Source organism: Thiomicrorhabdus hydrogeniphila (genome assembly GCF_054656895.1).
This window is the reverse complement of record NZ_BAAHXL010000001.1, coordinates 57274-82422: the sequence shown is the minus strand read 5'-3', so window position 1 is coordinate 82422 and position 25149 is coordinate 57274. Positions and strand designations below refer to the sequence as shown.

Annotated in this window: 18 protein-coding genes; 8 read left to right on the top strand and 10 right to left on the bottom strand. The window is 38.6% G+C overall.

Annotation, left to right across the window (positions count from 1 at the left end):
- Positions 1-28: 28 nt before the first annotated feature.
- From glcF to ACYQ0E_RS00265, 3 genes are read right to left on the bottom strand one after another with little or no spacing between them, the layout of a single operon-like run.
- Positions 29-1240: a glycolate oxidase subunit GlcF gene (glcF, locus tag ACYQ0E_RS00275; protein WP_460186267.1), complete on the bottom strand. Its 1212-nt coding sequence runs from the start codon at positions 1238-1240 to the stop codon at positions 29-31.
- 15 nt (positions 1241-1255) lie between these two features.
- On the bottom strand, positions 1256-2230 hold the full coding sequence (locus ACYQ0E_RS00270) for an FAD-binding protein (RefSeq protein WP_460186266.1): 975 nt from the start codon (positions 2228-2230) through the stop codon (positions 1256-1258).
- Positions 2230-3666 (bottom strand): FAD-linked oxidase C-terminal domain-containing protein, encoded by a 1437-nt coding sequence (locus tag ACYQ0E_RS00265; RefSeq protein WP_460186265.1) that lies wholly within the window; start codon positions 3664-3666, stop codon positions 2230-2232. The genes ACYQ0E_RS00270 and ACYQ0E_RS00265 overlap by 1 nt, the downstream gene beginning before the upstream one ends.
- A 101-nt stretch (positions 3667-3767) precedes the next feature.
- Between ACYQ0E_RS00265 and ACYQ0E_RS00260 the strand changes: the two genes are divergently transcribed.
- Positions 3768-4883, top strand: coding sequence for a pyridoxal-phosphate-dependent aminotransferase family protein (locus tag ACYQ0E_RS00260; RefSeq protein WP_460186264.1), 1116 nt, complete (start codon positions 3768-3770; stop codon positions 4881-4883).
- 142 nt (positions 4884-5025) lie between these two features.
- Here the strand turns inward: ACYQ0E_RS00260 and ACYQ0E_RS00255 are convergent, their stop codons facing one another.
- A complete protein-coding gene (locus ACYQ0E_RS00255; protein ID WP_460186263.1) occupies positions 5026-8988 on the bottom strand; it encodes an EAL domain-containing protein in 3963 nt (1320 codons plus the stop codon).
- A 367-nt stretch (positions 8989-9355) separates the two neighbouring features.
- On the opposite strand from ACYQ0E_RS00255, the gene hrpB reads away from it, so the two are divergent.
- A complete protein-coding gene (gene hrpB / locus ACYQ0E_RS00250; protein WP_460186262.1) occupies positions 9356-11911 on the top strand; it encodes an ATP-dependent helicase HrpB in 2556 nt (851 codons plus the stop codon).
- Positions 11912-12047: 136 nt separating this feature from the next.
- Complete coding sequence (locus ACYQ0E_RS00245) at positions 12048-13148, top strand: HD-GYP domain-containing protein (protein WP_460186261.1); 1101 nt, start codon at positions 12048-12050, stop codon at positions 13146-13148.
- Between the two features lie 334 nt (positions 13149-13482).
- Here the strand turns inward: ACYQ0E_RS00245 and ACYQ0E_RS00240 are convergent, their stop codons facing one another.
- The gene (locus tag ACYQ0E_RS00240; RefSeq protein ID WP_460186260.1) at positions 13483-14454 is read right to left on the bottom strand and encodes a helix-turn-helix domain-containing protein; all 972 of its coding nucleotides are present in this window, start codon (positions 14452-14454) and stop codon (positions 13483-13485) included.
- A 182-nt stretch (positions 14455-14636) separates the two neighbouring features.
- On the opposite strand from ACYQ0E_RS00240, the gene ACYQ0E_RS00235 reads away from it, so the two are divergent.
- The 3 genes from ACYQ0E_RS00235 to ACYQ0E_RS00225 all read left to right on the top strand — a co-directional run bounded on the left by ACYQ0E_RS00235 (position 14637) and on the right by ACYQ0E_RS00225 (position 17185).
- Positions 14637-16040 (top strand): ethanolamine ammonia-lyase subunit EutB, encoded by a 1404-nt coding sequence (locus tag ACYQ0E_RS00235; RefSeq protein WP_460186259.1) that lies wholly within the window; start codon positions 14637-14639, stop codon positions 16038-16040.
- On the top strand, positions 16040-16909 hold the full coding sequence (gene eutC, locus ACYQ0E_RS00230) for an ethanolamine ammonia-lyase subunit EutC (protein ID WP_460186258.1): 870 nt from the start codon (positions 16040-16042) through the stop codon (positions 16907-16909). Before ACYQ0E_RS00235 ends, eutC begins: the two co-directional genes overlap by 1 nt.
- A gap of 150 nt (positions 16910-17059) precedes the next feature.
- Positions 17060-17185 (top strand): hypothetical protein, encoded by a 126-nt coding sequence (locus tag ACYQ0E_RS00225; protein WP_460186257.1) that lies wholly within the window; start codon positions 17060-17062, stop codon positions 17183-17185.
- A 473-nt stretch (positions 17186-17658) separates the two neighbouring features.
- On the opposite strand, the gene cmoB is transcribed toward ACYQ0E_RS00225, so the two are convergent.
- From cmoB to ACYQ0E_RS00200, 5 genes are all read right to left on the bottom strand, one after another.
- Complete coding sequence (cmoB, locus tag ACYQ0E_RS00220) at positions 17659-18651, bottom strand: tRNA 5-methoxyuridine(34)/uridine 5-oxyacetic acid(34) synthase CmoB (RefSeq protein ID WP_460186256.1); 993 nt, start codon at positions 18649-18651, stop codon at positions 17659-17661.
- A 777-nt stretch (positions 18652-19428) separates the two neighbouring features.
- Positions 19429-20166 carry a carboxy-S-adenosyl-L-methionine synthase CmoA gene (gene cmoA / locus ACYQ0E_RS00215; RefSeq protein WP_460186255.1) on the bottom strand — a complete coding sequence of 246 codons (738 nt, stop codon included), beginning with the start codon at positions 20164-20166 and terminating at the stop codon, positions 19429-19431.
- A 134-nt stretch (positions 20167-20300) separates the two neighbouring features.
- A complete protein-coding gene (locus ACYQ0E_RS00210; protein ID WP_460186254.1) occupies positions 20301-21467 on the bottom strand; it encodes a murein transglycosylase domain-containing protein in 1167 nt (388 codons plus the stop codon).
- Positions 21468-21555: 88 nt separating this feature from the next.
- The gene (locus ACYQ0E_RS00205) at positions 21556-22443 is read right to left on the bottom strand and encodes a DNA/RNA non-specific endonuclease (protein ID WP_460186253.1); all 888 of its coding nucleotides are present in this window, start codon (positions 22441-22443) and stop codon (positions 21556-21558) included.
- A 260-nt stretch (positions 22444-22703) separates the two neighbouring features.
- Positions 22704-23546, bottom strand: coding sequence for a methyltransferase domain-containing protein (locus tag ACYQ0E_RS00200; protein WP_460186252.1), 843 nt, complete (start codon positions 23544-23546; stop codon positions 22704-22706).
- A gap of 128 nt (positions 23547-23674) precedes the next feature.
- Here ACYQ0E_RS00200 and ACYQ0E_RS00195 point away from each other — a divergent pair, with 128 nt between their 5' ends.
- Together ACYQ0E_RS00195 and ACYQ0E_RS00190 are read left to right on the top strand one after the other, a co-directional pair.
- A complete protein-coding gene (locus ACYQ0E_RS00195) occupies positions 23675-24022 on the top strand; it encodes a putative quinol monooxygenase (RefSeq protein WP_460186251.1) in 348 nt (115 codons plus the stop codon).
- Positions 24023-24123: 101 nt separating this feature from the next.
- Positions 24124-25089 (top strand): helix-turn-helix transcriptional regulator, encoded by a 966-nt coding sequence (locus ACYQ0E_RS00190; RefSeq protein WP_460186250.1) that lies wholly within the window; start codon positions 24124-24126, stop codon positions 25087-25089.
- The last annotated feature ends 60 nt before the right edge of the window (positions 25090-25149 follow it).

Below are 25149 nucleotides of genomic sequence, written 5' to 3'. Positions count from 1 at the left end.
TGTTTATAGTGAAAAGTTATGAACCTTGTTAAGAATCAACTGTGAGAAGTTCAATCCAATGTTTAACAGGTGTTTTAGTCCCTTTTTGTAAGTGCATTAAACAGCCTATATTGGCGGTTACAATGAGAGGGGGATTGGTTTCAGTTAAGTTTTTAATTTTGTTATCACGCAATTGTTTAGACAAGGTTGGTTGAAAAATAGAATACGTACCTGCTGAACCGCAACAAAGGTGTGAATCGTTAACATGACTAATTCGGTAACCTAAACGGCGTAATAAGTCTTCTACCAGGCCTGGTAATTTTTGTCCGTGTTGTAAAGTACAAGGTGAGTGGAAGGTGACCTTTTTGTTTTTATAGCTGGTAAAGAGCGATAAATCTTGTTTGCTTAAAAATTCAGCAATATCAAGCGTATGTTCGGCCACTCGTTTGGCTTTTTCAGCGTATTCGCTATCTTCACGTAATAAATGCGGGTAATCTTTAACCATAACACCACAACCGCTGGCATTAGAGATAATGGCCTGAACACCTTGGTCGAGGTATTTAATCCAAGCATCAATATTGATTTTTACTTGTTTAATGGCATCTGCATTACCCGAAAGGTGATGGTCTACCGCGCCACAACACTGACTTTGAGGGGTTTCTAAAACATTTAACCCTAAACGGTTTAATACTTTAATGCTCGCTTGATTTATATTGGGCGCTAAAGCAGGTTGTACGCAACCAGACAGCAGTAATACACTGGATTTTAATGCGTCTTTTTGGTCTTTTAATGTTTGCTGTAAGGCCAGTTCTTCTACGGTAAATTGCACCGCTTTAGAGTGACGTAAAAATGGCATGCTTTTAATCACTAAATTAAAATACCAAGGTGTGGTTAAGGCTTTGCGAATGGCATAACGGGTTGTTTTTTGAAAAAGGCTACGATGACCTTTTTCTTCGGCCATTTCGCGACCAATATCTAATAAATGACCATATTCAACACCTGAAGGACAAGTGGTTTCACAAGAACGACAGGTTAAACAGCGATCTAAATGCGATAAGGTATCGTTGGTAACTTCATTACCCTCTAATACACTTTTAATTAAGTAAATGCGTCCACGTGGTGAATCTAGCTCATCACCTAGTAACCCATAAGTTGGGCAGGCCGATAGACAGAAACCACAATGTACACAAGAGCGTAAAATTTTGTCGGCAGTTTGCCCGGTTTCAGTCGCTAATAAATCTTTAGGTAATTGAGTTTGCATAGTTAAATGTATCGCTTATAAATCTTTAAAAATGTGGTGTGGGTCAAAAACATCTTTTAAGCCCTTTTTAATGCGTTGTACGCAAGGCTTGTCGTTGTTACGTGGGGCAAAACGAGCTTGCCAAAGCGTTACATAAGGGTGGTTAGGTTTGTTTTTACTGGCCACCCAGCGGCGCGTACCACCCATACCCACGGCTATGGTGTTTTCAATAGCTGGGTTGGTACTTTCAACATCTAAACGCCACAGTTTTTCGCCTGGTTCAAGCTGTGGTTGAAACGGGTTTAAGGTTTTCCATATATCGTTAGTGCATTCACTGACTTCAACACGGTTATCTTGTTCTGGATGTTCGCCAGCGACACGATAATAAAACTTACCGCCAATGTAAGCACAGCCTGTGAGTGGTAAAGCTGTGCCTTGCATTTTATTCATTAATAAAATAGCTTCACCCTCAGGCATGGTAATGCAGTAGGTGCGTTCTTCAAGTAGGGGTAAGACTTTTAAACTTAGTTCGGTAACTAAAGCTAAAGAACCTTTTGAACCACATAACATACGTGATACATCATAACCGGCTACGTTTTTCAGCATTTTACCGCCAAAACGCATTTCACGACCTTGCCCATCAATGAGCTGTGTTCCTAATACAAAGTCACGCAAGCCCCCTCTAAAAGGGCGAGAAGGTCCTGTTAAAGCACAAGCATAAGTTCCACCAATGGTTGAGTTGCCATATTCTGGTGGTTCAAAACCAAGCATTTGATTATGTTCGGCTAAAGCGGCACTTAAATCCGCTAGTGTCGTACCTGCCTTAACAGTAACCACTAACTCAGAAGGGTCGTAACTTACAATTCCAGTGTGATCTGAAATGCTAAGAAGTTCGGCATCATCATAAATGGGAACTTTACTTTCATTACCCGCTATTTGTAGCAGTTTATTCTCAGAATAAGCTTGTTTTATTTGCTCGGCATAGTGCGAAATTGAACTTTCTGTGGACATTAAAACCGCTCCAATTCAGGGTGAGGCAATTGGTTGTTATGAACGTGCATGTGACTTAATTCGGCACAACGGTGTAAGGTTGGAATGGCTTTTCCTGGATTTAGTAGGCCTGTATTATCAAATACATTTTTAATGCCGTGAAAAATTTCCAACTCGGCTTCTGGATATTGATGACACATAGAATCGAGTTTTTCGACTCCCACGCCATGTTCACCAGTAATGGTACCGCCCACATCAACACATAGTCTTAGGATTTCAGCGCCAAACTTTTCGGTCTCTTCTAGCTCGCCAGGTTTATTTGCATCGTATAAAATCAGTGGGTGTAAATTACCATCACCCGCGTGAAAAACATTGGCCACTCTTAAACCATATATATCGGATAAACGAGAAATTTCATCCAATACAAAAGCTAATTTGCTACGAGGAATCGTGCCGTCCATACAATAGTAATCGGGTGAATAACGACCTACTGCTGGAAAGGCGTTTTTACGACCTTGCCATAAAGCAATACGCTCAGTTTCATTTTGAGAAACGCGAATTTCATAAGCGCCATTATTGGTTAAAATATCGGCCACACGTTTACTATCAACTTTAACCTGATCGTTACTCCCATCCACTTCACACAGCAATAATGCTGCCGCATCTACAGGGTAACCCACTTTGGCAAAGTCTTCAGCGGCTATAATCGAGAATTGATCCATCATCTCTAAACCAGCGGGAATGATGCCTTGTTTTAAGACGGTGGTCACGGCATCAGCGCAGGCGGTTACCGATTTAAACGCGGCCATAACTACTTGAGCGGCTTCAGGTTTGGGTATGAGTTTGAGTTTGATTTCAACAATAACACCAAGTAATCCTTCGGAGCCATTTAATAGGGCCAGTAAATCTAAGCCATCGTCTTTTTCATCAAAGCGAATAATCTCGCCATCCATATCCAAAACGGTAAGAGAGGTAACATTGTGAACAGTCAAACCATATTTTAAACAATGCACTCCGCCCGAGTTTTCGGCCACATTACCACCAATAGAACAGGCTACTTGCGATGATGGATCAGGCGCATAATACAAACCATATTTAGCCGCCGCTTCAGAAACCGTGACATTTCTCACGCCTGGTTGCACAATGGCGGTACGCTGTAATGGATCGATATTAATTATTTTGTTGAGTTTTGATAAACCTAAGATTACGCTGTCTTCTAAAGGTAAAGTACCACCAGCGAGACCAGTACCTGAACCTCGAGTAATAACAGGCGTATTGTAGGTTTTGCAAATTTTTAAAACTTGCTTAACTTGTTCTACATCCTCTGGAAGTGCTACCGCTAAAGGCTTTTGGCGGTACGCAGATAAGCCGTCGCACTCATAAGGGCGGCACGCTTCTTCACTAGAAAGAATACAGTTTTTATTTAAGGCTTCTTCTAAAGCTTGAATAACATCCATTTTTAACCTTGTGTATTACACGGGTTTGACACTATAATTGTGAAAAACTTGATTTGAATCAACTTTGTTTAACCTAACATTATTAAAAAAAGGTAACCAATATGCAATCTTTTAATCCACCAATTCGTACTTTGATGGGTCCTGGACCTTCAGATATTCACCCAAGAGTGCTTTCAGCTATGGCTCGCCCAACTATTGGACACCTTGACCCAGCATTTGTTGGCATGATGGATGAGATCAAAGAACTTCTAAAATACGCTTTTCAAACAGAAAATGCACTAACAATGCCTGTTTCTGCTCCAGGTTCTGCGGGTATGGAAACATGCTTTGTGAATTTAGTTGAACCAGGCGACAAAGTCATTGTATGTATTAATGGCGTATTTGGTGGTCGAATGAAAGAGAACATCGAACGTTTTGGCGGTGAAGCCATTGTGGTTGAAGACGAATGGGGTACAGCAGTTACGCCTTCTAAAGTTGAAGACGCTTGTAAAGCACATCCAGACGCTAAAATTGTTGCTTTTGTTCATGCAGAAACTTCAACAGGTGCATTATCAGATGCCAAAACCATTTGTAAAATTGCACAAGACAACGACTGCTTAACCATTGTTGATGCGGTAACATCACTTGGTGGTGTTGAACTAAAAGTGGACGAGTGGGGCATTGACGCGATTTACTCTGGTACTCAAAAATGTTTATCTTGTGTACCTGGTTTATCGCCAATTAGCTTTAGCGAAAAAGCTTTAGACAAAGTTCGTAACCGTGAAAGCCGTGTTTCAAGTTGGTTTATGGATCTTAACTTAGTTATGGGTTACTGGGGTAAAGGCGCAAAACGTGCCTACCACCATACGGCACCTGTTAATACCTTGTATGCGTTACATGAATCTTTGGTGATGTTAAAAGAAGAAGGCCTTGAAGCCGCTCATGCTCGTCACGCCGCTGCACACCAGCAGTTAAAGGCAGGCTTAGAGCCAATGGGTATCAGTTTTGTTGTACCTGAAAATGAGCGTTTACCACAGCTTAACTCAGTGATTATTCCTGAAGGCGTAGACGATGCTGAAATTCGTGGACGTTTACTCAACGAATACAACCTTGAAATCGGTTCTGGTTTAGGTGCTTTAGCAGGTAAAGTTTGGCGTATTGGTCTTATGGGCGACAGCGCAAGACCAGAAAAGGTATTATTTTGCTTAGCGGCACTTAAAGAAGTATTAGCAAAGTAAATTATTTGAGTTAAATGCTTCTGTATAGAAGGTTTTTATTCAAAGTTAAAACGTCTTATATTCATTGAATATAAGGCGTTTTTTATACTTTAAATTTCTTTTTAAGAATTACCAGGCCTGGTAATTTATGCGCAAAACCCGATTAGAGTTCGTTTTGTATCGTTTTTAAAAGAGAATCTAGTTTTAGACTATTTATCTTGAAAAGCGCTAATAATTTAGAGGTTTCATTTTCATTTTCAAGTGATTTAGATTCAATGATAAGATTGCCAATTCTATGAATTTCTTGGTGAAGAAAATCTATTTTTTGATAATTTTTATCATTTAATATTTGTTTACCTTCATTAATTAACCATAAACCAAATTCGCAGTTTAGATATGAGCTTATCGTTATTGCTTCCTTCTCTTGGGCAAGGAGTTTGTCAAATTTATTAATCCATGAAATATGTGCTAAACGAGCTTTTAAAAGCCTTTTTTCAGCAGCAGAAATTTCAGTTAATGTTTGCCAATAAGGGTTTGTTTGCCAGGTTTTTAACCAACGATTCATTTCTGATTGTGGCATAGGTTTAGCAATGGCGTAACCCTGTACAGATTCAATACCCAACTGCAATAACAGTTCAATGTGTTCATTGGTTTCTGCACCCTCGGCAATAATCGATAAATTAAAGGCCTCAGCCATTGATTTAATGGCTTCGATAATACTTAAACTGTTGGTTTCAGAAAACATCTCACGAATAAACTCTTGATCTATTTTAACTTCGTTAACCGGTAAGTTTTTTAAATAGGTTAAAGAGGCATACCCTGTACCAAAATCATCAATAGAAAATCTAAACCCTTCTGCCTTTAATAGATTTATTTGTTTAGCAATTTTTTCTACTTTACCTAAAGAGGCACTTTCTAAAATTTCAAGCGTCATCTGTTCAGGCGAGATTTTAGGATTGTTTTTAAACAATGTCACAAGTTCATCTACAAATTCTTTATGCAGTAGGCTGTTACCTTGTATATTTAAGCTAATTCCAATTTTATTTTGTCGATTATGGTTAAGGCTTTCTAAATATTGAACGCCTTCTAAAATAACAAATTTACTTAACTGATCCATAAGATCAAATTGTTCGATATCTGTTAAAAACTCAATAGGACTAAGAACGCCTTTAACAGGATGATTTAAGCGTATTAAGCCTTCTAAAGAGGTAACTTCACCCGTTTTACAATTCACTTTTGGTTGATAATAAAGTTCAAATAGTCCATTTTTAAATGCATTAACAAGTTCACTTTTGTTTTTAATGTTATCCCATGCGTAATGTTGAATTTTATTTTTACCACGTTGTTTAGCGGTATACATCGCTTGATCTGCTAAGCGTAATAACTGTTCAGAACCTTCGTCTTTACCATAATTGTGGCCGTAATAAACCACGCCAATACTGCTTGATACTTGTAATTTGTGATTTTCATAATCAACAGGCGTTGATGTTTCTTTAAGAATACGTTGTTCTATGGTGGTAAATTCATGAGGGTCTTTAGTACCCGAAATAACAACCACAAATTCATCACCACCAATACGGGCAACCGTATCTGTATCGCGAACGGAATTTAATAGGCGTTTGGCCAGTGTTTTTAATAAAACATCACCCGCTTGGTGTCCATAAGTATCGTTAATCAGTTTAAAACCATCAAGGTCAATAAACATTATGGCAATCATTTCTTCATTGCGTTGCAAGGCATGAATGGCCTGGGTAATGCGGTCAGAAAGTAAAAAGCGGTTAGGTAAGCTTGTTAGGGCATCAAAATGTGCCATTTTTTCTAGCTGTTTTTGATGCTCTTTTTCATCGGTAATGTCAGAAAGAAGGCCGATAAAATAGGCCGGTTTTTTGTTATGGTCCAAAATAGTCGTAATTTTTAATTGTTGTGGATAGAGGTCGCCATTTTTACGGCGATTCCAAAGCTCTCCTTCCCAACTACCGTTTTGCAATAGGCTTTGCCATAGGTTTGTGTAAAACGTTTTATCTTGGCGGTCAGAACTTAATATGTTAGGGTTTTTACCAATTAATTCAGATTCTGAGTAACCAGTGATTTGTTCTACCTGTTTATTGGCTCTTAAAATTAAATTATTTTCATTACACACCAAAATACCTTCATTGGCGGATTCAAATACAGATGCGGCCTGTTTGATTCTGTTTTCAGCTTCTATTTGTTCAGTAATATCGGTAATAAGTCCATCTATAGACATTAATGTATCGTCTTCATAAACGGCGTGTTGGTGAACAAGAATGGTTTTGGTTTTATTTTCGGGTGTATAAAACGATAAGGTAATGTTGTCTTCAGATTTTTGACGTAAAACGATTGAATTAACACTTTTAGTGGCCGTAACAATAGAATCAGGATGCCAGTCAATTTTACTAAACCAAGGAAGGTTCAATATCTGCTCTACAGGCTGTTCAAAGATATTAGAAAATCCAGCAGAAACATAGGTTAATATGCCATCTAAACCACTATGAGAAAAGACCATATACTTTTCACCTAGGTCATCCAGCAGTTGTTGATAAGTGTTTTTCTGAACAATAATTTCTTGGTTGGTACGGTTACCTTTAATAACACGCCAAATTTCATTAAGAACAAGTTGAACAACATTGATATCTTCAATTTGGTAATCGCTTTCTCGGTTTCCTAAGCAAGCAATAAGCGTTATTTGATTGTGTTCTATAACCGGGAGTACGGCCATTCTATTGAACACGGAATGACAATCAGGTACATGTGGGGAATGTTTGTGCTCAAGAAAGTTATTCATAATGACGGCAGTTTTGTTTGCCATCATTTCAGAAAAAATACCAAATTCTTGAATAGGATAACTTTTCTTATAGAGATCCACATTATTAGCCTGTTTAAGTGCATTATGCGACAAGGCGATAAGTTGTATTTCCTGTTTAATATTATCAACAGAGTAGATAAAACTGACTGAACTTAATGTAAGTTGTTCAAGTTGGTCCAATGCGTATTGCAAGAGCTCGCTTTCAGTATGGTTTTCAGCATATTTAGGTAACTCTAATAAAATTTCATCAATTTTATTCTGTTTTTTTAAACGTTGTTCTTGGCGAGAAATGAGAATTTTACGTTTTTCAGTGAGTATAAGTAAGCTCACAATAAAGATAAGTAAAAAGGCAAATAAAAGAATGGTATTTCTATATTGTTTCCACAATGCCGACAGTGAAATTTCTGGTTCAGCATCATAGGGTTCTAATTTTAAGGCTCTTAACATATTTTCAAAAGGTAGATAGTCACGTGGCGCTACAAAACCTGCTATTCCAGCCTGTTTGGCCGCAGGGTTGTCTGATCTTAATGCAAACAGAGCAACGGCAATATCACGATTTAGATTTTCATCTAACCCAGGCAAAATAATAAATGGCCACTCTGGAATGAGTTCAGTAGAAAGAAAATGTGGAAAGTGATTTTTTGATTGTGGATTGATGATTTTTATCTCATCCCTTTTTAGTCTGTGGCTAGCCAGCCATTTTTCAAGAATACCAGTACGCACAAAACCAACATCCGCTTTGTCAGATAAAACGGTTTCTATAACCGAATCATTGTCACCAACCGACAAAAAATGGATTTTTTTATAATTGATTTTAGCTTTATAAAGCTCATATAAAGGAATCCTATAAGCACCAGTATTGGATTTTGAAGGTATTGCGATGCGCTGTGTTTCCAAATCACTAAGTTGGTTAATATGGGTATTGTGGCTTTTAGTAAAAATTACCCCACCTAAATGATCTAAAGCTCGTGCTTTATAAAGTATTTGTTGTGTCGCTGTAATACCGTTTAGTTCTACTTTGGTTCTTAAAATTTCATATAAATTAGGGTTTACTAAAAGCAGTTGAATTTGCTTGTTTTGTAGGGCGGTAAGCAGCTCTTGTTGAGTATAGACTTTAAGTTCAATCTCATAATTAGGTATGGATTTATTAAGATAGTCAGCAAAGCCTTGATATTGCTTTTCCACACTTGCTTTTGATTGATATTGGTACACACCTAAAACAATTTTTTTGCTAGCAAAAGACTCTTGAGAAAACACAAGAGAAATCAATAAAATAAGGATGATTTCCAGGTAATTTTTCATGTAGTGTCAGTGCTGTAATTTATAGAATTAGGAGCCATTTATTGATGTATTTATTTATTGCAAATGCCCATTCATATTAGTCACTAATTAAATTAAGTAAAGATTTTAATGTGATGATAATCATTAACATTAGCAATACTTTCTGAATTTTATGAGAGGATTTCGTTTTTAAAAGTACTAAAAATAATTTGTATTATTTAAAGTAATGAATATTCTTAAGTCTTAACGGTATGATTTAATGAAGCTATATCACCAAGCGACATTACAATAGGCCTTTTACAAATCGTATTGAAGGCTTATTTATATACGGTTTAAATCATTCCCATACTTTATTTAATATTATTAGCTAATACTCAAGTTGTTACAATTGCAAAATTTACCCATTACCCCATATTTACCGCAAATTCTACAAACGTTACATCAGCAAGATGTATTAGTGCTTCAAGCCGATCCAGGTGCAGGTAAATCTACCGCAGTACCATTGTATTTATTAGAAAATTTAGTAAATACATTCGGTGAGCAAAGTGGCAAAATTTTAATGTTAGAGCCACGCCGTTTAGCCGCAAAATCCATTGCAACGTATGTGGCTAAACAACTTAATGAACCCGTGGGGCAAACGGTAGGTTATCAGGTAAGAAATGAATCTAAAACGAGTAAACACACTCGCCTAGAAATTATTACCGAAGGGATTTTAACCAGTCGCATTCAAAGTGATCCAGAGCTCACGGGTGTAAGTTTGGTGATTTTTGATGAGTTTCATGAGCGTTCTATTCATGCTGATTTAGGATTGACGTTATGCAAAGATATTCGCAACGGTTATAACGAAGCACTTAAATTGCTAGTGATGTCAGCCACTATAAATACCCAACAAATTAGTGGCTTTTTAAATAATGCCCCCGTTATTGAATCTGAAGGACGTTGTTTTGAGGTTGCTACTCAGTATTTAACCAGGCCTGTTAAATCGTCTTATGCCAATGATTGGTTGCCAGAGTTAATGACGCTTATTCATATTGCCTTACAAAAAACACAAGGCGATGTTTTGGTGTTTTTACCAGGCCAGGGTGAAATAAAACGTTGTCAAAACGCATTACAACAGCAATTAAACCACTTAAATGTTTTGGTATTACCGCTTTACGGAGCTTTAAAAGCAGAACAGCAGCAGCAGGCTTTACAAAAGGATAAAACGGGGCGACAAAAAGTCGTGTTAGCCACCAATATTGCCGAAACCAGCTTAACTATCGAAAACATCTCAGCAGTGGTCGATTCTGGTTTTGAACGTGTTTCAACTTACGATGTCACCAGTGGCATGAGTCGTTTGCAAACACAGCGTATCTCATTAGCCTCTGCAAACCAAAGAAAAGGTCGAGCTGGGCGAGTGCAAGCTGGGCATTGTTATAGGCTATGGACTGAGAGCCAACAACAAGCTTTAAAACCTTTTGCGGCAGAAGAAATTACCACCACTGACTTAACCGCCTTGCAGTTGTCTTTGGTGCAATGGGGTGTAAAAAACTATTTAGAATTAGACTGGTTAACACCACCACCGCAAGCACATATTGATGCGGCCAAAAATCTATTACAACGTTTAGAGCTTTTAAATACACACAATGGCCTAACAAAAAAAGGCCAAAAAGCGGTTAAAATCGGATTAGAACCCCGTTTTTCTGCGTTGTTGGTTTCACTTGAAGATGAGTCAGATTCCATTAAATCCATGGCCTGTGATTTAGTGGCCGTATTAACCGACAGTCATTTTTTACACGCACCTAATGATGCCGATTTAATGACACGACTACAAGCTTTACAGGTTTATAGACAAAATCGTCAACAAGCACAAAAACAATACCGTATCAAACCTGCCACTGCCGAACAGGTGCTAATTAATGCCAGTAAGTTAGCTAAAATTATGAATGTAAAACAACCTGTTTTGCACTCATTAAGCGATTTACAACGCTTTTTGGGACAATTGGTTGCACAAAGCTACCCAGATCGTATTGCTAAACGCCGTGGCTCAAGTGACACCGATAACCGTTATTTACTCAGTAATGGCAAAGGAGCGGTGTTACCTGAATTGAATGAACTTAAAAGTAGTGCCTGGTTAGCCGTAGCAGATTTAGATGGTCAACGCAGTGATGGGCGTATATATTTAGCCACAGAAATTGACTTGCAAACATTACAAAACACCCTTGGGTTTGAAACCACGGCACAATATGGTTATAACGCGCAAAGCCAAAAAATAGTCGGCAAACAACAAACCAAACTGGGGGCGATTTTAATTAGTGAAACAGAACTTGCCAAACCCGATAAAACGCAACTTAAAGCCTGTTTAAAACAAGCCATTATAGACAGTGATTTAAGTTTATTAACCTGGTCTAAAAGCCTTAAAGCTTGGTTAAATAAAGTCCGTTGGTTAGTATTACAAAACCCGCAACAAACCCAAGATTGGCCCGATTTCACTTTACCAGGCCTGGTAAATTCATTAGAAGAATGGTTGATTCCATATATAGAAAGCATTGATTCCATACAGACATTAAAACGCGTTGATATAACGCCTTTAATACAAACACGTTTACCTTATGAGTTTATGACGGCAATAGACAATCAAGCGCCTGATTTTTATGTGACACCGAGCGGTAAAAAGATCAAAATCGATTATTCTGGCTCATTGCCCAAGGTATCGGTGGTATTACAAGAAATGTTTGGTGAACTCAGTTCGCCAAAATTAGCGTGGGGCAAAATTAACCTAGCGTTTGAACTGCTTTCTCCTGCTCAAAGGCCTATACAAACCACCAGCGATTTACACCATTTCTGGCAAAACTCCTATTTTGAGGTAGCTAAAGAAATGCGAGGTCGCTACCCAAAACATCGCTGGCCTGAAAAACCATTACAAGAAAAAGCAGGGCGGTCTATTAAGCGTAAACCTCAATAAATAAAATAAGTTTAAATTCGACGATCTTAAACTTGGTTTAGGCACATTTTGATCTATTTATGAGTATATTTAATTATTACATTTAATATTTTGTGATATAAAAGAACCATTCTTGTTACTTTTTTAAGGGGGAGACGTGAAGCATAATTATCAGTCAATTACTGAGGAGCTTTTCAATCTTCACGATTCACTTAGAAAAGAATGGCCAGGGCTCTGCAGAATTGCTGTAGCGATTTATGACGATGAGACTGGTTATATTCATACCTTTATCAAATCCAGTCTTGATGAAGCATTACTTAACCATTATTCTGCCCCTTTAAAAGAGATTCCCTCACTCGTCAGTATTGCCGAATGTAATCAGCCAAGACTTATTCAAGATTTATCCATATTACAAGATCACAACAACGTTCATTCTAAAGCCATCAGTCATCACTTTAAATCAAGTTATACAGAACCATTTTATTTGGGTGATACCTTAATGGGCTTTGTTTTTTACGATGCCGATGAGGTTGATTACTTTAGTGACGAATTATTAGAAAACTTAGATACCTATTCGCGTTTAGTTGAATCGCTTATTATTTCTGCGATTTTGCCACTTAAAACCCTAGTTGCTTTAATGGCAACCACGCAAGAAATCACCAATTTACGTGATTCAGAAACAGGTGAGCATCTTGTAAGAATGGCGCACAATATGGAAATTATTGCCAGAGAACTCGCCGAACAATATGACTTAACCGACGAACAAATAGAATATATTTGGTGTTATGCCCCCTTGCATGATATTGGAAAAATTGTCATACCAGACAGTATATTATTAAAACCAGGCAAACTTACCGAAGCTGAAACCAAAATTATGCAAACGCACGTCACTGAAGGCATAAAAATGATTGATAAAATGTTAGGCAACTTTCATTTTCAAGACTTTCACCACACTCACCTATTAAAAGACATAGTTGGCTGTCACCACGAATGGTATAACGGCAAGGGCTACCCAAATGGGCTTAAAGGCGAAGAAATTCCGATTGTAGGGCGTATTGCTGCCGTAGCCGACGTATTTGATGCCCTGATCTCAGATAGAGTTTACCGCAAAGGCTGGCCTTTTGAAGAAGTGGTTAAGTACCTACAAGCAGGAAAGGGCAAGCAGTTTGATCCCGATTGTGTAGATGCCCTGCTTAAAAATGAAGCAAAAATAAAAGCGCTTCTTAAAAAATGCAAAGACACAGCAGTAAAGCAGTAAAATTGTAAACAATAAAATTACCAAAATTCAATTTTACCAGGCCTGGCATGCCCTGTGGCAAACTAAACTTTGTGAGCATAGGGTAATTTTAAAATTAACCCTATCATTTCGAACGTCGTGAACCAAATCCATAACTGACATCAAAATACCCACTAAATTGTCATGCCTACGGCTCGCAATGACGTGAAAATTGAGATGGCTTTCAACGATATTGATATTCGATCAAACCCTAAACCGTCATCCTCTGGCCTGACCAAGTGATCTTGCTTCAGTCAAGAGAGGTTTTTGGGTTAAGCTCAATAATGATGAGGTTGATTAAAAGATTTTCTTTTAGTTATTCAGCGAAGCTTCTATTTTTCTGTGTTTTATGCAAGGTTTGAGAGGGAAGTTCACCAAATAGTTTTTTATAATCCGTACTAAATTGCCCTGCATGGGTAAAGCCCCAGGTTTCAGCGACTTCAACCACGGTCGTTTCTTCAGGAGCATTTTTTAAAGCTCTTCTAACGTGATTAAGTCGTGTCATTCGTAAATATTTAAGTGGGCTGTAGCCCAAAATACTTTCAAAGCTGTACTGCAAAGTTCTTCTGCTAACGTAAGCGATTTGGCAAAGTTCAGTCATGGTAACGGGCTGTTGGTGATGTTCTTCAATATACTGTTTTACTCTTTCTACCACTTGTTTACGATGCTGATAACTGGGTTTGGGTTGTCTAGCGTGAAGCTGTTGAGGTAATGTATTTATTAAACTTGAGATTAGGATATCTTCTTTTATTGATGAAGCCATTTTGCTAGAGTTTTCACCAACAATTTCACCTAAAAAATATCTAAACTGATCCAGTTTGTTTTGCTCCAACTCCATAATAGGAGCATGAAATATATCCATTTCTCTTAGCTCTAACCCTTGTAATTCAGCAATGCTATTAAGAAAGTTGTTTTCTAACACCACACCATAAATTGTAAAGTCCTTAGGGGTAACTAATTCAAATTCATGGTCTCCTACTTGGCTTGCAAGACTATTTTTTATTAAGTTTTGGCCATTAATATGAAGGTTTTCATTGTTTTCTAACGGAATGCCAAGCCAAACGGCATCAGGCCAAATTTGGCATTGTTGATGTAGCTCTTGGTTACTGTACTCTCTAAAAACGTGTAGGTTATGGCTAATCAATTTATCAACGGTGCCATAGAAAGGCCCATCGCTCATTTGATCATACTCTTGCGACCAATTCGTTAAATTACCAGCCTGCTGATCGGGATCATCCGTTTTTAATATGCACCGTTGAAGTGCATTTTGTTCATTTTTAAACTTCAAAATATGACCAACTCTATTGTTGAAATTGATAAAAACGTTATTAAACCACTATAACTAATTGTTTTAAAACAAATTTAAAACATTTGCCAAAATTCGATATTCGCTCGGAACATAACTCGCTTTACATTCAGATAATAATTTAAGCAACTTTTATTCCCTGTTATTAACCCATGCGAGTACAAATGAATTCAAATTATCACTATTCATTAGGCGGTTATCGCTATCAATTTAAAGACCTTGGCGACTTGCTTGCCAAAGCAACGCCTGCACGTTCGGGAGATCGGCTAGCGGGTGTCATTGCGGAATCTTCTGTGCAACGAGCTGCAGCACAGATGGCTTTAGCCGAGTTGCCGCTTAAGACTTTTTTAAATGATGCCATCATCCCTTATGAAACAGATGAAATCACTCGATTAATTATAGATGAGCATGATTTAGAAGCATTTAAAAGCATTTCACACTTAACCGTGGGTGATTTTCGTAACTGGTTACTTAGCGATAAAGTGAATTCTGAAACGCTTAAGCAAGTTCGTTGGGGAATTACGCCAGAAATGGCGGCGGCGGTGAGCAAAATAATGCGTAATCAAGATTTGATTATGGTCGCCAAAAAATGCAATGTTACCACCGCTTTTCGCGATACTATCGGTTTACCCAACCGTTTAGCAACCCGTTTACAACCAAACCATCCCACCGATGATGTAAACGGTATTGCCGCCAGCCTTTTAGATGGTTTAATGTATGGAAATGGCGATGCAGTCATTGGTATTAACCCAGCCACAGATAATGTTTCACAAGCCATTAAACTTATGAAATTAATGGATGAGGTGATTCAAACTTATCAAATTCCCACACAATCTTGTGTACTTACTCACGTAACCAATACCTTAGAAGCGATAGAGTTAGGAGCGCCAGTAGATTTGGTGTTTCAATCTATTGGCGGTACAGAAGCAACAAATAGCAGTTTTGGTTTTAACCTTAATACGCTTAAAGAAGCGCATGAAGCGGCATTATCACTTAACCGAGGTACGGTTGGTAACAATGTTATGTATTTTGAAACAGGTCAAGGCAGTTCCCTTTCAGCCAATGCCCATCACGGTATAGACCAGCAAACCTGTGAAACAAGAGCCTATGCCGTTGCTAGAAAGTTTTCTCCGTTATTGGTTAATACCGTAGTGGGGTTTATTGGCCCAGAATACCTTTTTGACGGCAAAGAAATTACAAGGGCAGGTTTAGAAGATCACTTCTGTGGCAAGTTATTAGGGCTGCCAATGGGGTGTGATGTTTGTTACACCAATCATGCAGAAGCAGATCAAAACGATATGGACAACCTACTTACCTTACTTGGTGTGGCAGGCTGTACGTTTGTTATGGGGATTCCTGGCTCAGATGACATTATGCTTAATTATCAGACCACCTCATTTCACGATGCCCTTTATGTCAGAAGAGTATTAGGCCTTAAACCATCACCAGAATTTGAAAAGTGGTTACAAGAAAGGGCGATTTTTGAAGATGTAGATAAGTTTATCTTGTCTGACGAGATGCCAAGTTCTTTTGCTCATTCATTAAATTCATTACCAGGGAGAAGGTAATGAATTCAAATAACTCATTAGAAGATAAAGACTTTTCAAAAGCAAAAACAACCGCCGATGTGATTGAAAATCCATGGCAAAAATTACGTGAATACACCGATGCACGTATTGGATTAGGTAGAGCGGGAGTGAGCTTACCTACTCATGAACTGTTAGCGTTTCAGTTTGCTCACGCACAAGCCAAAGATGCCGTACATATGCCTTTAAGCGTTGTGTCATTAAAAGAACAACTCAAAGTTTTACAGAACACTCAGCCACTTCCTATCTACGTTTTACATAGTCAAGCCACAGACCGTTTTCGATATTTACAGCGTCCAGATTTAGGCAGACGTTTAGATGATGCATCGCAACAAAAACTTAATTCGTTAAGCTCTGATACCCATAAAGAATATGACTTAGCCATTGTTATGGTTGATGGGCTTTCTTCAAAAGCCGTTCAACAAAACGCCGTTCCGTTTATAGATACCTTATTAAACCATTGTGCTTCTGACCCTGCTCTTAATGAATTAAGTTTGGCTCCACTTACCATTGTAGAACAAGGGCGCGTGGCTGTGGGTGACGAGATAGGCGCATTGCTCAATGCCAAGATTGTTTTAGTGCTAATTGGTGAACGGCCAGGTCTGAGTTCACCAGACAGCTTAGGTTTATATCTAACGTGGAACCCTAAAGTAGGCAGAAACGATGCGGAAAGAAACTGCATTTCTAATATACGCCCAGCAGGTCTTTCTTTTAAAGAAGCAAGTCAAAAAGCACTGTATTTAATTAAAGAATCGTATCGCCTAAAACTTACAGGCGTTAATTTAAAGGATCGAAGTAATGAGAAATCAATAAGCAATCAAATGAATGACACTAACTTTTTAATTGAATAAGAGCCCTTTGCTCGACACAAAAAACTCGGTTTTTCCGAGAACCGATAAACGTATAAAAATGGCGATAAATCTAAAGAATTCTATCTCGTTTTTCTTACGCCACTGACTTGCGCAAAGGTCTTAATAAGTTTAGCTATGGAGGCTAGAAAAATGGAAACAAAAGCAAATCAAGAATATTACGCCAAACGGCAACTTAAAAAAGGCACTGCAGGCTGGTTTTTATTGGCTGGGCTTGGTGTGTTTTGTGGCAAACTAAACTTTGTGAGCGTAGGGTAAATTGGTTTTCACTCTGAAATCCAACCCCGTCATTATCGGGCTCGACCCGATAATCTCTCTTTGTCCACAAAAGATCCCCTGGTCAAGCCAGAGGATGACGGCTTGTGGTTTTACTTTATTTTTATGTATTTTCACAGGCCTGGTATGTATTGTGAAAAACAAACGAACTAGGCAGACGTTTAAATCAAAAAACTTCGTGGCTTCGTGTCTTCTCGGCTCTGCAGCCGAGTTCTTCGTTTGGTGGTTAACCTTTATCTCACCTGTCATTGCGAGCAGAGGATAAATTGGCTTTCAACCTGAAATCCAACCCCGTCATTATCGGGCTCGACCCGATAATCTCTCTTTGTCGAAAAAGATCCCCTGGTCAAGCCAGAGGATGACGGCTTGTGGTTTTACTTTATTTTTATATGTTTTTACAGGCCTGGTATGCCCTGTGGCAAACTAAACTTTGTGAACAGAGGATAAATTCAAAATTATTTCGGTTTATTACACACCATTACGGCTCGTAGCGGAGCAGGGTAACCTTCTATGGTTTTGTTGTGGTCTTCTGGATCTAAAAAAGTTTCTAACGAGTTCCAAGTCATCCAATCGGTAGTGCGCTGTTCTTTAATGCTGGTTTGGTCAATATCCACACAGCGTACATTTTGCATGCCGCAACGTTCTAACCAATGCGTTAGTTCTTTAACTGATGGCAAAAACCATACATTTCGCATTTGCGCATAACGATCATCAGGCACCAATAATTGCCCATAATCTTGCGGCACAACAAGGGTTTCTAAAACCATTTCACCACCAGGTAATAACTGATTTTTCAGTTCATATATATGGTCAATAGGGGAGCGACGATGGTATAGCACGCCCATAGAAAATACCGTATCAAACGCGCCACCTTTTTTAGAAACGGGCAGTTGTTCCAATGTTAGCGGTAAAAAATAAGCGGGCACTTTTTCACCAATAAAGTGTTTAAGCACTAAGAACTGATTCATAAACAATAAACTTGGGTCAACGCCTACGGCTAACTCAGTGCCTTCACCTGCCATACGCCAAAGGTGATAACCACTGCCACAACCAATATCTAATATTTTACGGTTTTTTAAATCCGCTAAATGGGGGCGAACACGAACCCACTTCCAGTCAGAATGCCATTCGGTATCTATAAAAATATCATGTATCTCAAACGGGCCTTTACGCCAAGGATGAAACTCGCGTAATGCATTTTCTAACTCAAGTTTATCAGCGTCATTCAATGGACTGTTTTGGGCAACGGTTACCGCCGCTTGATTAAGGTCAAATGGCCTGTTTGCATCAAAATTTTGCACACGTTTAATGGCATCTAACCAACGCGGTAAATTGCCATTACCTTCTGGGTGTAATGCGGTATCAATTAATAAAGGAAGCTGCTCTTTCCACTCATTAAAACGTTCGTCTTCTAATTGAGCCCAAAATGTATCGTAATGTTGCTTCACGTGAAACCTTGTTTGTTAATGTTTGTATTAATCTTAATTGAACCACGAAACGAAGAACTCAGCTGCAGAGCCGAGAAGTCACGAAGGCACGAAGAAATTTAAGTTTTTATCTCATTGCGAGACGCAGACTTGGCAATCTTTAGCAGGCATTGTGATTTTAGCCATGGATTATTTCACTACCTTCGTGTCTTCGTGTCTTCGTGGTTAACCTTAATCTCACCTGTCATTGCGAGCAGAGGGTAAATTTGTTTTCACTCTGAAATCCAACCCCGTCATTATCGGGCTCGACCCGATAATCTCTCTTTGTCCACAAAAAATCCCCTGGTCAAGCCAGAGGATGACGGCTTGTGGTTTTACTTTATTTTTTATATGTTTTTACAGGCCTAGTATGGCTTACAGCAAACTAATTCAACTTCATGTCATTGCGAGCCAAAGGCGTGGCAATCTACAGCGGGTAAACCAAAAAAACCTTCGTGCCTTCTCGGCTCTGCAGCCGAGTTCTTCGTTTCGTGGTTAACCTTAATCTCACCTGTCATTGCGAGCAGAGGGTAAATTTGTTTTCACTCTGAAATCCAACCCCGTCATTATCGGGCTCGACCCGATAATCTCTCTTTGCCCACAAAAGATCCCCTGGTCAAGCCAGAGGATGACGGCTTGTGGTTTTACTTTATTTTTATATGTTTTTGCAGGCCTGGTATGGCTTACGGCAAACTAATTTCTGTGAGTAACGGGTAAACCAAAAAAACTTCGTGCCTTCGTGTCTTCGTGGTTAACTTTCTATTTAATCGCTAAAAAAGAGGCAAAATTATACGCTTGAAACCAAATACCTGCTGAGGTAAAGCCAGCATTATTCAGCCGTTTAATATGTTCTGCTTCTGTGTCTGAAATCAGTACGTTTTCTAAAGAGCTGCGTTTTTGACTTATTTCTAATTCAGAATAACCGTTGGCACGTTTAAATTGCCAGTGCATTTCTTGTATGGCAGTTTGCAGTTTGTCATCTTCAAAGTGAATTTTTTCAGACAAAATCAATACACCGCCAGGTTTTAAGCCTTGGTAAATCTTTTTAACCAGCTCGTCACGTTCTTCGGGGTCAATAAATTGTAGGGTAAAGTTAATGACAACAACCGAGGCGTTTTCAATCGGCATCTCTGTCATATTGGCACAATGCAAATTAACGGGGATATCTGAATGGTAAGCGTGTAAATATTCTTCAGCACGCTTAATCATCGCTTCTGATGTGTCAATCGCCTCAATTTCACAACCATTAACCGTTAAATTACGGCGCATGGTTAATGCCGCCGCACCTAATGAACAGCCTAAATCATAAAGTTTGGTATTGGATTGGGCATAGGCTTTAGTGAGTTCGCCAATACCTGTCAAAATAGTTTGATAACCAGGAACAGAGCGCTGGATCATATCTGGAAACACTGCCACTACCGATTCATCAAATTGAAAAGCCCCAATGGCTTCATGAGCTTGGGCGTAAATCGTGTCTTTTTGGCTGTTTTTTAGCATGATGCACTCTTTAAAATGATTTAGCAGTGTTGGTAATGGTAATGGCGCTATTTTATTGAATTTTTGAAAGATTTACGACTTACCATGAATTTATTTTAAATAAATGGTCATTTAAAAATGGTTTATGTCAAAAATTAAGTATATTTACGTTTATTTCGAGTGACTTTTTGCACGTAGTTTCGAGCTTCGGAGCTTGATAAGTGTTTGACCAAATGGGCATAAACTTGGCTACTAGAAAGGCGGTTAATTTTAGTGACTGCTCGGTCTCTATTGCTGTCAAATGCTTTTAAAACATTGCCACTGCCTGTGTTATAAGCCGCAATTACACAGTATTCTTGCGATTGTTTATTACGTATATTTTTAAGATAACGGGTAAATAAAATAGATAAATAGGCCGTGCCATATTCAATATTGCGGGCAGGGGTAAACAGAGTGGTTTTTGAGGGCATTCCATCACGATTATGTAGTAATCTGTGCGCATCACGTCCAGCCGTTGAAGGTACGATTTGCATTAAACCATAGGCTGGAGCAGAGCTTACTGCATAGGGGTTAAAACGGCTTTCGGTTTCCATAATGCCATAAACCAAAGCGGGCTCAAGATTAAAGCGTTTACACTGTTTTAAAACATCAAACTGATAATGTCGTTTTTGTTGGTTTTGGTAGTCATTGACCATACTAAAGGTCACAGCATGACGGGTTTTACCTTTATCAGAAAAGGTTTTGTAGCGTGTTTTAATTAAATAATCAGCAAATCGATTGGCTCGCCAAGCATAACGTACAGGTTTTTTATCTTGATCTCTTACAAGCTCTAAAAGAAAGGGTTTTGAACCTTGTGGCGGTGTTTTAGCACTAAATAAATCAACTTGGGTAGGGTCTTCTGGTGTTAGCAATGTTTGCACAATAGCCTGTTTAAGCGCCGCTTTAGGATTATTTTTTGTGATGGTCTCAACTTGAATTTGACCACTATTAAAGTCAATAATCGCTCTGCTTTGATAGTTGTCTGTGTATTTAACATAGGATTTGGGCGAGGCTGTTTTTTTGTCGCTCCAATTTTTGCTGATTTCATCCAAAAATAGGCTGATTTGTTTACGCACAACACTATCAATTTCAGGAATCCCCACACCAGGTACTTGCGCAGAAATGGCCTGAGAAACATTGCCATTATAAAGCTGACGACTGCTGGTAATACCACGACGAATTTCAGTGACGGTACAACCACTTAAACCCAAACCAGTTGTGCCCAAGCTTAATAAGCCTAAATGAGAGAGAAATTTTCTGCGATTTAATGGTTTATTTGTCATAGGCTTTTATGCTGTTTTTTATTGTGTATTGGGCAGTGGGTTTAATATTGATAACAAACTCTATTTTATATACTTTGAGCCTGCACCTCTAATACCGAGATGGTCGGTTGGCAACCTTTTGCAATTGCCAGGCTTCCGGTGTGTTACTGGCTTCTAATCGGTCTTCAAAATCATCTTCTAAATTAGCAAAAAAATCTATGCCAGTTAAGCGTTCAATTTCATCAATTGTGGTGGTAAAACTCATTAAACTGGCATTAGCTTTGGCATTTTGCGGAAAAATAAACGCCAACGCTTTAGCCGGCGTTTGTGGGGTTGAGGGTTTAATTAAAATTTTATAAAACGCTTTAGGAATTTTAACGCTCGAATTTTTAAGTGTTTTTGGATTTGCGTCAAAAATAGGGCCAGTGGTTACCCAAAAGTCACCATTTTGCTCAGAAAAATCATTGGCAATCACTTCTTCTAAACGCTGCCAAGATTTTTGATTTAATTTCGGTTTTTGCGGGGTAATATTGGTCATTAAAAAGGTTTCTTTTTGTGCCGAAACGCCATAACGACTGGCAATAACGTAATTAGGCGCCATGTGGCCACGGTCGTACCCCGAATGAGTGTAATCGGTATGCTTTACTTGTTGATAAGAACGCCAGTCACTGGTAAAACCAGAGGGGCGTTTACCGCTTTTATATTTTGCCTTGGTGACTTTATAGGTAACCCAAAGCGGATTTTCTAAACTTTCAGAATATTCAACCATAAAACCTTGGTTGCGCAAAATATGTGAAAGGCCTGTTCTAATTCCTGTTTGCGGTGGGGTAGCATTAACTTGCGGTACGCCCATATAAGCCATGGCAGGGCGGGCAACAAAAACCTCGTAGCCATACCAAAGCCCAGCAATAAGTGGCACTAAAATTAAAAATTTAGGGCGTTTTAGTAGTAAGTAAATTAAAGGTTTTGCAAGTTGTTTTAAAGCGGATTGTTTCATGTAGTTTTAATCTATTTTTTAATTATTTAATGTTGTTAAATTGGGTTTTGATTTTTGGTATTACGTTCTTCTCACAAAACCTAGGCTCACCAAATCCTATGCCCACAACGTTTAGTTTGCCACGGAGCATACCAGGCCTGTAAAAAACAAAGTAAAACCACAAGCCGTCATCCCCTGGTCAAGCCAGGGGATCTTATTTTGGCCAAGTAAGATTATCGGGTCAAGCCCGATAATGACTAGGTTGGAGGGCATGAAGGTTTTTAGCCCTGTTTTTTAGCTAAAATATGAATATAACGCGCCATATTGCGGTAAGTCGGTTCGCGGCAATAACGGTACTCCATTGCCAATAACTCTTCTTGATTAGTTTGTTCCATTGCCTCTGGAGTCATATAGTCGTGAAACACTCTAATGCCAGTATGCACTTCTATTTCAAAGCCCCAATCTTGTAACCATTGGCCAACGTCTTCTGGGATTTGTGGATTAGGTGGCGTGAGTTTTTTGCCTTTACCCATATAATCATCTTTTAGCAGGCCTGGTAAACGCCAAGCGCCTTTTAAAGTATTGCGAATCACCACTGAATTACGGTTATAAAACAATAAGGATAAATGTCCGCCAGGTTTAACTTTACTTGCAACCCTTTGCAAGGTTTCTTTGGGCAAAGCTAACCATTCCAAAACCGCGTGAAATAACACTAAATCAAATTCTGGCAAAGTTGGGGCGATTTCTTGAGCAGGGCCTTCAATAAAGGTAGCGGTTAATTCATTTTCTGCAAAATTCTGTTTGGCTCGCATTAACATTTGGTGTGATAAATCACACAAAGTTAAATCATGTCCAGCTTGTGCAAACCACTGGCTAATTTGTGCAAAACCACAACCGGCATCCCAAACAGACAATGGTGCATTTTTAGATTTTACCAGGCCTGGTAAATTACTGTTTTTTAGTTGATTGGGCGAATGATTTAAAGGCTGATTACGCAAAGAACCCAAATCTTCTTTAAGCAGTTTTAAACGCCATTCGCCCTTAATGGTGTCATACACCTTGGCTTCAAATTTATCGACTAACTTATCAAAGTTGCGGTCTTGTAATGGTTTGCGATTATTCATAACCTCGTATTATAAGTTTTACCAGGCCTGGTAAGTTAGATTTTGATTGGTGTTTCAATAACTAATTGATTGACCCGTTATAATCATGGCTCTAAACTTAATTTTTACATTTCAAACGAGAACCGAACATGTCATCTAAAGTCTATTGCGTTGCCCAATTTCAACCAAAACCCGGTAAAGAACAAGAACTGTTTACCGTATTACAAAACCTAGAACCCAATACATTAAGAGAAGACGGCTGTATTCAATACCGCGTAACACGCCAAATACAAAGCCCATTTGCAGAAGGTAACAGCTTTCCATTTGTCTTTAACGAAATTTGGGCCAATATGCCCGCCTTTGAAGCCCACTGCCAACGCAAAGAAATAGTTGATTTCTTTAACACCTACTGCGCTGCCAAAGACGGCCTAGCCGCCGACTGGAACGTATGCGTATACAGCGACGAGCCAGAAAATTACGATGCCCCAAAGTTATAAAACGAATCATTAAAATAAACTTAATGAATACGTAATTCTATATATTTATGGATTTTAGATGTTATATTGAAATCCATTTATAAATGGAGTTTGTAATCGCCGTGAATAAAGAAAAAAGGCAACGATTTTTAATTGAAAAAATCAGTCAAATTCATCAATCAATTCAAATTATTGAACTTGCCAATGATTATGAATGCTCTGAAAAAACCCTCAGAAGGGATTTACAGTTCTTAATCGAAGAACGTAATGCACCCTGGTTTATTCACAATGGACGCCTTCACAAAGACCCATCAAAAACACACTCTGTTGAAATTCACGGCTACTGGTTTAACAAACAAGAAATCGAATCGCTTTTTGCCCTCAATCAAATCATAGAGCAGCTCTCTCCTGGAGGGCTTAAAAAACAATTACACCCTTTACAAAACAAACTCCAACAACTTCTTAAAACAGAAGTAACAGGTAAAAACCTTACCCAATTTGTCAAACTCATAGAAATATCAGATAGCAAACTATCAGAAACTGTTTTTCAAACAATCACTCAAGCTCTTGCAGAGCAAAAACAGCTCAAAATGACCTATTGGATTAGAGAGCGAGACGAATATTCAGAACGAACCATATCACCACAACAGCTTGTACGCTACAGAGATAATTGGAAACTAGATGCCTGGTGCCATTCAAAAAATAGCTTAAGAACCTTTGCATTAGAAGCCATTAAAGACCTCAAAATACTCGAAAAAACCATTCAAATTATTTCAAAAGAAACCCTAAAAGACCACTTTGAAAGCAGCTATGGAATCTACGCAGGCAAAGCAGATAAACAAGCCATTCTAAAATTCTCACCCTACATCGCAAGATGGGTAAAAGATGAAATGTGGCATCCACAACAGATTAGCCAATATCATAAAGACGGCAGCTACCAACTACAAATACCCTACAACAAAGACGAAGAACTCATACAAGATATCCTGCAATACGGGGCAGAAATTGAAGTGCTAGCACCAAAAGAATTAAGAGAAAAACTAAAAGAAAAGTTACAAAAAACACTAGAAAAATATACAAATGATTAGCGGGACACGTTTTGTCCCAACCATTTGATAAGGTGTAATAAACAGAAAACTAATTGGAGT